General features: G+C 45.9%; 16 protein-coding genes. All 16 read left to right on the top strand.

The window, feature by feature from the left end; translation table 11 throughout:
- The first annotated feature begins 50 nt into the window (after positions 1-50).
- A complete protein-coding gene (locus BST85_RS00455; protein WP_104811457.1) occupies positions 51-497 on the top strand; it encodes a Na(+)-translocating NADH-quinone reductase subunit F in 447 nt (148 codons plus the stop codon).
- On the top strand, positions 494-1,624 hold the full coding sequence (locus BST85_RS00450) for a BamA/TamA family outer membrane protein (protein WP_104811456.1): 1,131 nt from the start codon (positions 494-496) through the stop codon (positions 1,622-1,624). Before BST85_RS00455 ends, BST85_RS00450 begins: the two co-directional genes overlap by 4 nt.
- 65 nt (positions 1,625-1,689) lie before the next feature.
- Complete coding sequence (locus BST85_RS00445) at positions 1,690-2,334, top strand: Crp/Fnr family transcriptional regulator (protein ID WP_104811455.1); 645 nt, start codon at positions 1,690-1,692, stop codon at positions 2,332-2,334.
- A gap of 65 nt (positions 2,335-2,399) precedes the next feature.
- Entirely contained in the window at positions 2,400-3,200 is an 801-nt protein-coding gene (locus BST85_RS00440) for a sulfite exporter TauE/SafE family protein (RefSeq protein ID WP_104811454.1), read from the top strand.
- Positions 3,201-3,277: 77 nt separating this feature from the next.
- Positions 3,278-4,693: an MBL fold metallo-hydrolase gene (locus tag BST85_RS00435; protein ID WP_104811453.1), complete on the top strand. Its 1,416-nt coding sequence runs from the start codon at positions 3,278-3,280 to the stop codon at positions 4,691-4,693.
- A 128-nt stretch (positions 4,694-4,821) separates the two neighbouring features.
- Positions 4,822-6,084, top strand: a complete 1,263-nt coding sequence (locus tag BST85_RS00430) for an NAD(P)/FAD-dependent oxidoreductase (protein WP_104811452.1) — start codon at positions 4,822-4,824, stop codon at positions 6,082-6,084.
- A 71-nt stretch (positions 6,085-6,155) separates the two neighbouring features.
- Positions 6,156-6,716 (top strand): YeeE/YedE family protein, encoded by a 561-nt coding sequence (locus BST85_RS00425; RefSeq protein ID WP_104813841.1) that lies wholly within the window; start codon positions 6,156-6,158, stop codon positions 6,714-6,716.
- Positions 6,717-6,718: 2 nt separating this feature from the next.
- On the top strand, positions 6,719-7,132 hold the full coding sequence (locus tag BST85_RS00420) for a DUF6691 family protein (protein WP_104811451.1): 414 nt from the start codon (positions 6,719-6,721) through the stop codon (positions 7,130-7,132).
- 53 nt (positions 7,133-7,185) lie between these two features.
- A complete protein-coding gene (locus BST85_RS00415) occupies positions 7,186-7,941 on the top strand; it encodes a DUF481 domain-containing protein (RefSeq protein ID WP_104811450.1) in 756 nt (251 codons plus the stop codon).
- An 88-nt stretch (positions 7,942-8,029) separates the two neighbouring features.
- Positions 8,030-8,368 (top strand): arsenosugar biosynthesis-associated peroxidase-like protein, encoded by a 339-nt coding sequence (locus tag BST85_RS00410; RefSeq protein ID WP_104811449.1) that lies wholly within the window; start codon positions 8,030-8,032, stop codon positions 8,366-8,368.
- Positions 8,369-8,390: 22 nt separating this feature from the next.
- On the top strand, positions 8,391-9,446 hold the full coding sequence (gene arsS, locus BST85_RS00405; RefSeq protein WP_104813840.1) for an arsenosugar biosynthesis radical SAM (seleno)protein ArsS: 1,056 nt from the start codon (positions 8,391-8,393) through the stop codon (positions 9,444-9,446).
- 24 nt (positions 9,447-9,470) lie between these two features.
- On the top strand, positions 9,471-10,088 hold the full coding sequence (locus BST85_RS00400) for a TIGR04282 family arsenosugar biosynthesis glycosyltransferase (RefSeq protein ID WP_104811448.1): 618 nt from the start codon (positions 9,471-9,473) through the stop codon (positions 10,086-10,088).
- Complete coding sequence (locus BST85_RS00395) at positions 10,081-10,893, top strand: purine-nucleoside phosphorylase (protein ID WP_104811447.1); 813 nt, start codon at positions 10,081-10,083, stop codon at positions 10,891-10,893. Before BST85_RS00400 ends, BST85_RS00395 begins: the two co-directional genes overlap by 8 nt.
- 45 nt (positions 10,894-10,938) lie before the next feature.
- Entirely contained in the window at positions 10,939-11,907 is a 969-nt protein-coding gene (arsM, locus tag BST85_RS00390) for an arsenosugar biosynthesis arsenite methyltransferase ArsM (protein WP_104811446.1), read from the top strand.
- A gap of 36 nt (positions 11,908-11,943) precedes the next feature.
- Positions 11,944-12,831 (top strand): sterol desaturase family protein, encoded by an 888-nt coding sequence (locus BST85_RS00385; RefSeq protein ID WP_104811445.1) that lies wholly within the window; start codon positions 11,944-11,946, stop codon positions 12,829-12,831.
- 15 nt (positions 12,832-12,846) lie between these two features.
- Positions 12,847-13,584 (top strand): DUF547 domain-containing protein, encoded by a 738-nt coding sequence (locus BST85_RS00380; RefSeq protein ID WP_104811444.1) that lies wholly within the window; start codon positions 12,847-12,849, stop codon positions 13,582-13,584.

The raw sequence follows: 13,584 nt of genomic DNA, 5'->3' as shown, positions 1-13,584 counted from the left end.
TTTTTGAGTTGGGGAATATTTGGTAAATTAGTGTATCCTAAAGATTCGCTATGAAAACCTATTCTTCACGATTTGAAGCAGCCATTTCCAAACTTTATCAGGCCTTTCACCAAGGAAACTTGAATCCCGAATGTTGTAACCAATGTGCTGTTGGTAATTTACTGGACAATAAGGATTATTGGAAGCACTTTGCTAAATATCACGGATCTACAACCCTTACCTATGTGGGCCACGTAAATGAAGCCTTTGGAAAACGCTTCAACGGTTATAGCCCAAGTGAATTACTGTCTATTGAAAAGGCATTTCTCTCCGGTTGTGGATATGTCTTACCTATTAATGGCAGAAATTCGAAACCAAAGGATCCAATGAACAAAGACCTTCAATTCCACGGGCTGATCGCGGTGATCTCAAAACTCTGCGAACTGGAAAATATAGAGGATGTGATGGATTGTGAGGCGATCTTCTCTTACCAGCCTCAAGCCCTTGCTATCGCATGAAATTACCCACATTTTCTGAGAAGATAGTGCGAATTGGCTTTCAATATTTGACCTTGGTCCTGCTGAGTTTAGTGGTTATTGAATCGATACAGGCCCAGGAAAAAAAGAAGATACTGATAGATACCCTGGATGGAAAGTTGGATTTTACCCGTTTCGTCCTGGAAGCTGATGGGGTCTTACCGATTATTTCACCCATAACAGAACCAGCAGTTGGCTACGGTGGAGTGCTTGCGGCGGTCTATTTTATACCCAAAGAAGACCCGACCCACCGCCCCGATCTCGTCTTGGCAGCGGGAGGTCTAACATCCAATGGTTCCTGGTTAGCTGGCGGAGGATATATTGGATATTGGAATGCCGATCATATTCGATATCAGGGATTCGCAGGTTATGGAGAATTCAACTTGTCCTTTTACACCCGCAGAGGTCGAGAACTAGAGTTTCAGCTCAAGTCCTTCACCTTTATTCAAAGGGCCTTGTTTCGCTTAAAAGGAACCAACTTTTTCCTGGGAGGCGAATACAAATATGCGAATGTGGATATTCCGCTATTTGCAGGCAACGAAATAGTTGACCCGATAGACCTGAATCTGGTTAATAGCGGTGTCTCCCTAATCACCGAATACGACAGCCGGAATAATCCCTTTACACCATCGGATGGTTTAAAACTGCATCTGAGCTATGAGCAAAACTTTGAATTCTTGGGAAGCACCAAAGACTGGGGAAGGCTCAATTTTCACACTTATTGGTATTGGCCGGTCAGTGAAAGTTATGTTCCAGCCCTGAGGCTGGACGGCAGTATGGTCACAGATTCGACACCCTTCTACGCTAGACCGGATGTATATATGCGAGGCGTACCCGCTTTGCGTTACCAAGGACAGGTGACGGGTCTAATTGAGACCGAACACCTCTACAATTTTAATCTGCGCTGGAGCGGAGTAGGTTTTGCTGGTATGGGAGCGGCTTTTCAATCTCGAGATAATTTTGTTAACGACGAAGTGGTCTGGTCTTTGGGTGGAGGCTTTCGATATCTCCTGGCTAGGGGATTGGGCATACGAGCTGGAGCAGACATTGCCCGTGGACCTGAGGATTGGGCATTCTATATCACTGTGGGCTCAGCCTGGCTGCGATAAGTCGTCTACGCATTAACTGAGAAATATCATTCGATTTTTATGCCTGAAGCCTAATTTTGCTGATTATGATCAAATCCTTACGACAAGCTTATGCCGATCATTTCGAACTCGCCTTGCTGGAGGAGATAGAGGAGGTTGGCGTATTAAAAGAAGTCCCGGCTGGTACTACCCTTATGGATATCGGTCAATATGTTAAGAGCATTCCACTCCTATTGGAAGGTGCCATTAAGATCATGCGTCTGGACGACGACGGGGATGAACTGCTTTTGTATTTCTTGGAACGAGGTGATACCTGTGCCATGACTATGTCCTGTTGCCTGGGCCAGACTATCAGTGAGATCAGAGCTGTAACAGAGCTGGACACCACACTAATGATGATTCCAGTTCAAAAGATGGAAGAATGGACCGCCAAGTATAAGACCTGGCGCAACTTCGTTTTTGAAAGTTATCACCATCGATTAATGGAGATGCTGGAGGCAATAGATACGATCGCATTTATGAATATGGATCGGCGGCTCCTGAAGTATTTACAGGACAAAGCATCGGTCACTCACGAGAACATCATTCACAATACCCACCAGCAGATCGCTCACGAATTGCACACCTCCAGGGTGGTAATCTCCAGGCTACTTAAGAAACTGGAGTTGGATGGCCGAATTCACTTGGGCCGAAATCACATCGAACTGATCGACCTGGAACACCAAGTGTGACCCAGGTTACATATCTTCCGCAACCATTGTCTTAGTTTTGTATCCGGATACAAGAAGAACTTCCTTTGGAGATAACTGAATTACTGGGATATTTTGGAGCACTACTGATCGGGGTCGTACTTGGACTTATCGGTGGTGGCGGATCCATACTAACCGTACCGGTTCTGGTATACCTGATGTACATCAACCCAGTGACCGCCACGGCCTATTCCCTATTTGTCGTGGGTGTTGCCGCTTTGGTTGGAGCCTTTCGGAATATGCAAAAAGGCCTGGTGGATTACAGAACGGCCATTGTCTTCTCTATCCCTGCGTTCATTGCAGTTTACATTACCCGTAAGTTTATCGTCCCTGCCATCCCGGAAACCCTGCTGGATATCAATGGATTCATACTGGATAAACAAATGGGGATCATGATCTTCTTTGCCATCGTCATGTTAGTGGCAGCAGTGTCTATGATCAAGGATAATCGGAAGGAGCAAGAAGAGGAACTCGAGGTCAAATACAATTATCCCCTGATCGTGATCGAAGGCACCTTGGTAGGACTGATTACCGGAATAGTCGGTGCCGGAGGAGGCTTCCTCATTATACCAGCTTTGGTCCTGCTGGCAAGGTTACCCATGAAGAAAGCCGTGGCAACCTCCTTGTTGATCATAGCTATTAAATCCCTGATCGGTTTTATTGGGGATGTAGAATATCAATTCATCGATTGGCCATTCCTGCTACTCTTCACAGCGATTTCAGTGATCGGTATTTTCATTGGGATATGGCTGAATAAATTCATCGATGGCAAACGTCTGAAAACGGCCTTTGGCTGGTTTGTTCTGATCATGGGTATCTACATCATCTTCATGGAGTTAACCTCCTGATCCCTGTGTAACATAAGTTACTGCCCACCTCCTTTCTGGCCTATACATTTGTATTCAACTTTTAAAATCTAACTACTATGAAAGTTGAACAGATATACACTGGTTGCCTTGCCCACGCGGCATATTATATTGAAAGCAATGGCGAAGCCGCCATCTTTGACCCCCTAAGAGAAGTCATTCCCTATATGGATCGTGCCAAACGTGACAATGCGAAGATCAAATACGTGTTTGAAACTCACTTCCACGCCGATTTTGTCAGCGGGCACCTGGACCTGCAAAAACATACGGGAGCCCAGATCGTCTTTGGACCATCGGCCAAACCAGGTTATGATGCCATCGTTGCAGAAGATGGTCAGATCTTCCAGGTAGGTGATTACCAGGTCAAGGTGATCCACACACCAGGGCACACCATGGAGAGCACAACCTATATGCTCATTGACGAGAAGGGTCAGGAACACGGAATTGTTACAGGTGATACCTTATTCATTGGCGATGTTGGTCGTCCTGACCTGGCGCAGCATGTAATCGCAGATCTCACCGAAGAAAAATTAGCTGGTCACCTCTTCGATTCCTTACGTAACAAGATCATGCCGCTTAGTGACGACCTTATTGTTTACCCCAATCACGGGGCTGGATCTGCATGTGGTAAGATGATGAGCAAAGAAACCACCGATACCTTGGGTAACCAGAAAAAGACCAATTATGCCCTGAGAGCGGATATGACGAAGGAAGAATTTGTGAAAGAACTACTTACGGGTCTGACCACTCCTCCGGGTTACTTTCCGCAGAATGTGTTAATGAACATCCAGGGATACGAAAGTCTGGAAACCGTCATGGACCGAGCCAAGTCTCCCCTATCGGTAGCGGCCTTTGAAGCTGCTGCCAACGAAACAGGAGCCTTGATGTTGGATACCCGGGATGCCGAGGATTTCTCCAAAGGTTTTGTCCCCAATAGTATAAATATCGGGCTGGAAGGAAGCTTTGCCATGTGGGTAGGGGAAATGATCCCCAGCGTAAAGCAAAAGATACTGTTGATCACCTATCCCGGAAAACAAGAAGAGGCCATCACCCGTCTGTCCCGAGTTGGATACGACAATGTAATCGGTTATCTGGAGGGCGGTTTTGAGAGTTGGAGTGATAAGAAGATGCCATACAATTCGGTAGCGCGAATGGACGCTGACCAATTCCAACAGGCCTTCCAGGAGAACGAGGCACTGGTCTTTGACGTGAGAAAGAAAAGTGAATTTGATAGCGAACATGTGATCGGGGCAATTAACGTTCCGCTAAACCAGATCAATGAACACCTGGCCCAGTTCCCCAAAGACAAACCAATTGTATTGCACTGTGCTGGTGGATATCGTTCCATGATCGCTTCTTCCATATTGAAACAAAGAGGTTGGGATCAGATCACTGATGTGATCGGCGGTTTTAAGGCGATTGCCGAGACCGACGTACCCAAATCGGAGTACAAATGTCCCACCACTTTGTTATAGGTTAGGTTGTAAGGCCCGGTTAATCCGGGCCTTTTTTATGATAAATATCAGCTTATCTGACTAATGTAACATTGGTTACTTCCAGGGTCTGCAAATTGATATACATTGAAAAAATTAATACCTGACCTATGAAATCACATTATCAAGTACTGATCATCGGTGGTGGAACTGCCGGGATCATGACGGCAGCACAATTGAAGCGTAAGGAAAGGTCCTTAACCATAGCGATTATTGATCCGGCAGAATACCACTACTACCAACCGGCATGGACTCTGGTAGGCGCTGGTACCTATGACTACGAAAAGACTAAAAAACCCATGAAAGAACTGATCCCGGACGGGGTCGATTGGGTACAGGATTATGCCACCGGATTCACTCCAACCGAAAACGGTGTCCAAACCAGGGCGAGTGGAAGGATCAATTACGAATACCTGGTGGTAGCTCCTGGTTTAGTTGTGGACACTTCACTGTGCGAAGGCTTGACCGAAGCACTAAAAAAAGATAATGTTTGTAGTATTTACACGGATCCAGAAAAGACCTGGGATGTGATCAGCAAGTTCAAAAAAGGTAATGCTGTTTTTACTCAACCAACTACTCCCATAAAATGTGGTGGAGCCCCTCAAAAGATCGCTTATCTGGCCTCGGATCATTTCCGTAGATCTGGGGTGAAGAAAGACATCAATACTGTTTTCGCTACTCCTGGATCGGTGATATTTGGGGTGAAACCTATCCGAGACACCTTGACCAAGGTCCTGGACCGCTATGACATCCATTTTAAACCCTTCTATGCCCCATTCAAGATTGATTCTGACAATCAGATCATCTATTTCAAACATACGGCTCAGGGGGAGAATAAATGTGTAATATACGAGGATAACGAATTAGGTGAAAGCCTTTCCGGCGAGGCAATTATCGAGATGCCTTACGACATGTTGCACCTTGCACCACCTCAGGCAGCTCCGGAATTTATTCGTAATTCTGACCTATCCAATGAGGCAGGATGGTTGGATGTAGACAAACACAGCCTGCAGCACAATAAATACGAGAACATTTTCGGACTCGGAGATGTTGCAGCCCTGCCAACGGCTAAGACCGGGGCGGCAATCCGCAAACCGGTCCCAGTGGTTGTAGATAATATTCTTAAACTAATTGCGAGCAAAGCTAAAGGCAATAAATCATACGATGGATATTCTTCTTGCCCACTGGTCACAGGTTATGGTAAAATGGTTCTGGCTGAGTTTGATTACGGTGGTAATTTTACTCCAGACCCCAAACTGAAACAGATGTTGGTGTTTGACAGTTCCAAGGAGCATTGGCGACTATGGATGTTAAAGAAATACGGCCTGCCATACCTGTATTGGAACAAAATGATGAAAGGAAAAGAAGTGTGACCCGAGTTTGGTAACCCAGGTTACCGAAGAAGACTGATGTTCAAACTTTCTTTACAGAAAAATTGCCCATGATGGATTATTTGCTTCAACCCTGGCCCTGGTATGTTTCTGGGGCAGCCATAGCCCTGGTTATGACCATACTCTTGTTGTTGGACAAGAACTTTGGGGTATCCGGAAATCTCCGAACCATATGTAGTATTTGTGGTGCTGGAAAAAAGGCAAGTTTCTTTCAATTTGACTGGAAATCGCAAAAGTGGAACCTCTGGGTTCTGGTCGGTGCTATTATTGGGGGTTATCTGGCTGCCAATTTTATGAGCGATAACCAGATACCGGATATTAACCCAGTAGTGATCGAACAACTACAACAAGATTACGGATTTGCCAGTGCCGGCAGCAGCTATTTGCCAGCGGAGATCTTTGATTGGGAAAACGCACGGAGTCTTAAACCCTTCCTGATCCTGGCTTTTGGAGGATTCCTGGTCGGTTTTGGAGCCCGATATGCCGGCGGTTGTACCTCTGGTCATGCAATTTCAGGTCTCAGCGACTTACAGCTTCCCTCCCTGATAGCAGTAATAGGTTTCTTCCTAGGCGGCCTGATCATGGTTCATTTGTTATTCCCTTTAATCTTTTAAGTATGCGAACACTAGGATATATTTTTGCAGGACTTCTCTTAGGGATAACCATGTTCAAATCTGAGGCAGCCTCCTGGTTCCGCATTTTTGAGATGTTCCAGTTCAAGGCCTTCCATATGTACGGTATAATCGGTACCGCTGTGGTATTGGGCGTGATCATCGTACAGCTGATCAAGCGACGCCACATCAAATCAGTTTCCGGGAAAAACATCGAATTTCAACCTAAGAATATGAGTATCCCACGGTACCTGATCGGAGGGATCATCTTTGGTCTGGGTTGGGGTCTTGCGGGAGCCTGTCCCGGCCCTATGTTCACCTTGGTTGGAGCCGGATTTCCTTCCCTGATTATCGTGATTCTCTTTGCCGTTATCGGCACATTTATCTACGGCCTGATCAAGGATAAATTACCACATTAGGTAATCGATTTGTTGGGGTTTTACTAAATTAGACCTAGACCAACCTCAACCTTATGCGCTATTTTTTGGGGCTTCTGCTGTTTGCCTCACTCTCCTATAGTGTTCAGGCCCAGATCCTGAATGTAGAAAATCTTCGAAAAGTAACAGATACTGCTGGTTTTTCCGGATACATTGGCCTGGAGTTCTCCCTGGTTCGCAATGTGAATGAATTCTTTGGGATCTCCAATGACCTCTTGGTTCAATATAAAAAAGGGAATCATCTGGCTCTACTGAGAAACAATGTGAATTTCTTAAAGATCGATGGTGAGGACTTTGCCAACAATGGCATCACCCACTTGCGCTACAACTACAAGTTCCGGCCCATGATTCGCTGGGAGTTCTTTGCACAAGCTCAGTACAACAGGGTTGCCTTGATCGACTTCAGGGGATTATTGGGTACAGGTCCCAGATTTAAATTGTCGGAGAAAGAGAAGTACAAAATTTACATTGGAACCCTGGTCATGTACGAATACGAGGAGCTTTCTGACGGCACAGGCGATATTTTCAGGGATGTTCGCGGTAGCGCCTATCTATCGATCAGCCTTTACCCGAACGATCGCATGTCCTTTGTGAGTACAACCTACTATCAACCACTATTCAGAAAACTGAATGACTACCGAATTTCCAGTGACTCCACCTTCTCTCTGGACATCATTGACAAATTACTGCTGTCCATTACCTATCGGTTTTTTTACGATCCTTTTCCAGCTCAGGACATTCCCACATCTCAATACAGGTTCAGTACTGGACTAACCTACACCTTCGATTAGTTCTTAATTCTTTTGTAAGTATTCCGGGCTTCCGCGGACTAGTTGTTATATTTAGAGCTCAATTCAACTTTAATCCATCGTTCCAATCATGGCCGATCAATCCTATTACGACCCGAAGGACCTCAGAAAATTTGGTAAGATCACCGACTGGCAAGAAGATTTAGGCAGCAAGTTCTTTGAGTACTACAATAGTGTGTTTCAGGAAGGAGCGTTGACCGCCAGGGAGAAATCTCTGATCGCACTTGCCGTTGCACATACTGAACGCTGTCCCTATTGCATAGATGCCTACACCAAAGACGGCCTGCAACGCGGAATCACCAAGGAAGAGATGATGGAAGCTGTTCATGTAGGAGCAGCCATACAGAGTGGTGCTAGCCTGGTGCATGGGGTACAGATGATGAATAAAGTGAATAAACTGGACGGATAGATCGTCCTATGCTATGACCAAGATCAAGACACAATCCCTAAAAAAAAGAGACAGCGAATTGGCCCAGGCCAAACGTCAGCTGGAAATACTGTCCAACGGCATTTTCCAGGATGGAGAATTACCCACATTCGCAGAAAAGATAGCGGAGAATGGACATTTCCCATTAAGGCCGCGTAGACTTGAAATTTTACAGATCAACGTAGGCTATATGTGCAATCAGGTCTGCGAGCATTGCCATGTCGATGCAGGTCCTGACCGAAAGGAGATCATGACACGAGAAACCATGCAGCAATGCCTGGATGTGATCAAAAGAACTGGGGCTCATACTCTGGATCTGACCGGGGGTGCCCCAGAAATGAATCCGGATTTCCGGTGGTTTGTGGAAGAAGCTGCCAAGGCCGGGATTTCCGATTTCATTGTCCGATCCAACCTGACCATCATTCGGGCCAACAAGAAATATTACGACCTGCCGGAGTTCTTTAAAAAGTACAACATCCATGTGGTGAGTTCCATGCCGCATTGGACCCGTGGCAAAACAGACAAACAAAGAGGAGACGGTGTCTTTGATGCTTCTATAGAGGCACTAAAAATGCTGAATGCAGTGGGATATGGAATGCCGGATAGTCCATTAAAACTGGATCTGGTCTATAACCCGAGTGGTGCTTTCCTACCCGGAGATCAGGCTGGGCTTCAGGCCCATTTTAAAAAGGCCTTATTAGAAGATTTTGGAATTCAGTTCCACGATCTATTTGCCATTACTAATCTACCTATTTCGCGCTTCCTGGATTATTTAATCGCCTCAGACAATTACGAAGATTATATGTATGCTTTGGTAGAGGCCTACAACCCGGCTGCAGTACAAAACGTTATGTGCACCAATACCTTATCGGTTAGTTGGGATGGATGGTTGTACGACTGTGACTTCAACCAGATGTTGGGCTTAGGCGTAGCGAGTCCGGTAAAGCATATTAGCGAGTACCAAGAAGATTTACTTCAAGACAGGAAGATCGTGATCTCCCAACATTGCTACGGATGTACAGCGGGAGCTGGAAGTAGTTGTCAGGGAGCTGTAGTCTGATCACTTATTTGAAATAGCACCTAAATGTCCGAGGAATTACTCATTATTTTTGTTCGTAACCCGGAACTGGGAAAAGTTAAGACGCGCCTGGCCAAGGATGTGGGAGACGAAACTGCCCTGGCGATATATACCTTTCTGTTGGAACGAACCAAATCCATCACCTCCGGGTTGAAACAAGAAAAACAGGTTCATTACTCAGATGAAATTGCGACAGATGACCTCTGGCAGGATTTCGGATATCACAAACGGATACAAGCAGACGGGGACCTGGGCGAAAAAATGCAAAGCGCATTTGAACAAGGATTTGAGGCCGGATTTAAGCGAATTGTCATCATAGGTAGCGATCTTTACGACCTGGAAAGTGAAGACATTGTAAAAGCATTTGAGCAGTTGAAGCAGCACGATGTGGTACTGGGACCAGCTCAAGATGGAGGCTATTATTTGCTGGGCATGTGTCAAATGGTCCCTGGGATCTTCGCGAACAAAACTTGGGGAACCGACCAAGTCCTCGATCAAACCCTGGCCGATCTGGACGAACATTCGGTCTGCCTTCTTAGCGAACGGAACGATGCCGATTATCTCTCTGATATCATTGATATTCCAGTCTTTCAGCCTTTTTTAAAACATATAAAACATGATTAAACGCATACAACAGGCCTCTGAATTCTTGCAGGACCGCGGATTTGAAAATCCCGAAATAGGGATAATACTGGGAACCGGACTCGGTAAACTGGTGGACCATATCGAGGTCATCAATGAGGTGAGCTATAATCACATCCCCAACTTTCCAACGGCAACCGTCGAATTCCACAAAGGCAAACTCATTTACGGTAACCTGGCAGGGAAAAAGGTGGTGGTCATGCAAGGCCGATTTCACCTATACGAAGGATACAGTTTGTTCGATGTGACCTTTCCCGTTCGCGTGATGAAAGAATTGGGTATTAAACGACTGCTGGTGAGCAATGCTTCCGGAGCGATCAACCTCAGCTTTAAGAAAGGGGAAATTATGCTGATAGACGATCACATTAACCTTCAGGGAGGATCACCTCTGGCATTCAAAGGAGTAGATCAGTTGGGTGTTCGCTTTGTCGATATGATGGAACCCTATGACCGGCAGATGAACGAAAAATTAACCCAGATCGCTAAAGCTCAGAATATCACTTTGCACCAAGGTGTCTATGTGAGCGTCATGGGGCCTCAGTTAGAGACCCGGGCAGAATATCGCTACTTGCGAACCATTGGCGCAGACGCCGTCGGGATGAGTACTGTGCCGGAGATCATTGTAGCCAATCACTTGAAAATTCCGGTGTCCGCTGTATCGGTTTTGACCGACGAATGTGACCCGGATAATCTACAACCAGTGGATATCGACGATATTATTGCCATGGCCAGCAAAGCCGAACCGAATATGATTACCCTCTTTACCGAATTGATCCACTCTTTGTAATTTCGATCCGGATAATTCGACCTAAAAGAACAAATCAACATACTGATGAGCTATCTACAAACCACTCACGACGTCTATAAGGATGCTGCACTGACCCCGGATGTGGGCCTTTGTTGTACCACCAACCCAGTCTGGGAGCTACCGGGCCTGACCATTCCCAAGATCATGCAGGAGATGAATTATGGCTGTGGCAGTACTGTTCATGCCAGGGACCTGACCGGTAATCCCAAAGTACTATATGTTGGGGTTGGCGGCGGAATGGAACTTCTCCAGTTTGCCTATTTCTCGCGTCAGACATCAGGTGTGATCGGAGTGGATGTAGTGGATGAGATGCTGGAAGCATCAGCCCGTAATTTTATACAAGCAGAAGAGCAAAATCCCTGGTTCGACCGTAGTTTCGTCGATCTGAAAAAAGGAGACGCCCTGAACCTACCCGTAAAGGACAATAGCATAGATGTGGCTGCACAGAATTGCTTGTTCAACATCTTTAAAGAAGATGATCTAAAAAAAGCCATAGACGAAATGTACCGGGTATTGAAGCCTCATGGACGACTAGTCATGAGTGATCCCGTCTGTGAGCAACCCATGAACGAGGCCCTGCGCAATGACGACCGCCTACGCGCACTTTGCCTCAGCGGAAGTTTACCCATAGACGAATATGTGAAGGCTTTGACCGATGCAGGCTTTGGCACTATCGAGATCCGTGCCCGGAAACCGTATCGCATCTTGGATCCCAAGCACTATCCCACTGAAGAGATGATCTACATAGAAAGTATAGAAGTGGCGGCTATTAAAGATCCCATGCCGGCTGACGGACCCTGCGTGTTTACAGGGAAGGCCGCTATTTACTTTGGGGACCAAGAATACCTGGACGACAAAAAGGGACATATACTATTAAAAAACCAACCCATTGCCATTTGCGACAAGACGGCTGCTAATCTCGCTGACCTGGGTCGTGACGATATCTTTATCAGCCCTTCCACCTATCACTATGACGGAGGAGGTTGCTGCTGATTAATCATTAACTTTGATGTTTAAATCAGAAGGCAGATGAAGAAGTATTTAGACTTGATTGCCGAATCCTATTCCGGATACTGGAATTATCTGCTCGATGAGATCACCCGCTTCCACTGGGAGAATTATTTCTACGGCCTTATACTGGTGTCATTGATCGTTTGGGCGCTTGAAATTCGATTTCCCTGGAGAAAAGATCAGCCAATCTTCCGAAAGGACTTTTGGCTGGACACCTTCTATATGTTCTTCAACTTTTTCCTGCTCAACCTGATCGTACTCATCGCCCTGTCCAATGCGGCATCTCAGTTATTTGAAGATCTCTTGTCCCTGGCTGGTCTCTCAACTTTCAGCCTTCAGCTTTTCGATATTGACGACTTGCCCCTGGGCCTGGGCCTGTTGATCTTTTTCCTGGTTTCTGATTTTGTGCAGTGGAATACCCACCGTCTTTTGCATCGGGTGCCCTGGCTGTGGAATTTCCACAAAGTACACCACAGTGTGAAGCAGATGGGATTTGCCGCTCACCTCAGATACCATTGGATGGAACCGGTGATCTACAAATCTCTCTTATACATCCCAATAGCACTCATTGGCGGATTTGACGCAAGGGATGTAGCCATTGTTCACTTCTCTACCCTGGCCGTGGGTCATTTGAATCACGCCAACCTGGGTTGGGACTATGGTGTTCTTAAATATGTCTTCAATAACCCTAAGATGCACATTTGGCACCACGCAAAAAAACTGCCGGCCGATGTAAAGTATGGGGTAAACTTCGGACTAACCCTGAGTTGTTGGGATTATCTCTTCGGTACAGACCACATTCCGTATGACGGTCGTGATATCGAATTAGGGTTCCCCGGTGACGAGAATTTCCCGGAAGATTTCCTGCACCAGGAAATGTATCCATTGGGAAGTTCTAAGAACTAATTGAAGACTCTAGCTATGAAAAATTTGATGATAATTGGACTACTTGTCCTGAGTATGACCTTGTCCGGCCATATGATGGCCCAACATACTGAGAAAGGGCAGGCTCCCAATCACGATCAGTGGACCGCCCTGTTACAAAAGCATGTGGATGCTGCGGGATGGGTTAATTATACCGGTTTTGTTGAAGATCGAGATGCGTTGAAAATCTATCTGGATCTACTCCAAAAAACACCTCCTGGAGATCACTGGTCCAGGGAAGATAAATTAGCCTATTACATCAATGTCTACAATGCCTACACAGTCGAGTTGATCCTTCAGAACTATCCCTTAAAAAGCATCAAAGAGATCAATGCTCCCTGGAATCAAAAAATCGTCCGCTTGGGAGAGGATGAGCTTAGCTTGAACGACGTTGAGCACGAAATTTTGAGAAAGATGGACGAACCACGTATCCATTTTGCCATTAATTGTGCTTCTGTCTCCTGTCCCAGATTGCTGAACGAGGCTTTTACACCAAACAAGTTGGAGGCGCAATTGGATCAATTGACCAGGGAATTCCTGAACAGCGATAAGAACCAATACGAGGGAAAGAAGGCCAGGATCTCCCAGATCTTTAAATGGTTCACCAAGGACTTCCAGGTGGATGGTAAAAAGAATGTGATCGGTTTTATTAACCCTTACCTGGAAACACCCTTGGACCCAAAGACCAAGATCGCTTATTTGGAATACGACTGGAACCTAAATGAGCTGCGCTAG

Source organism: Aureitalea marina (genome assembly GCF_002943755.1).
GTDB lineage: Bacteria > Bacteroidota > Bacteroidia > Flavobacteriales > Flavobacteriaceae > Aureitalea > Aureitalea marina.
Note: the sequence above shows the minus strand (reverse complement) of the source record. Positions and strands in the feature narration are given on the sequence as shown.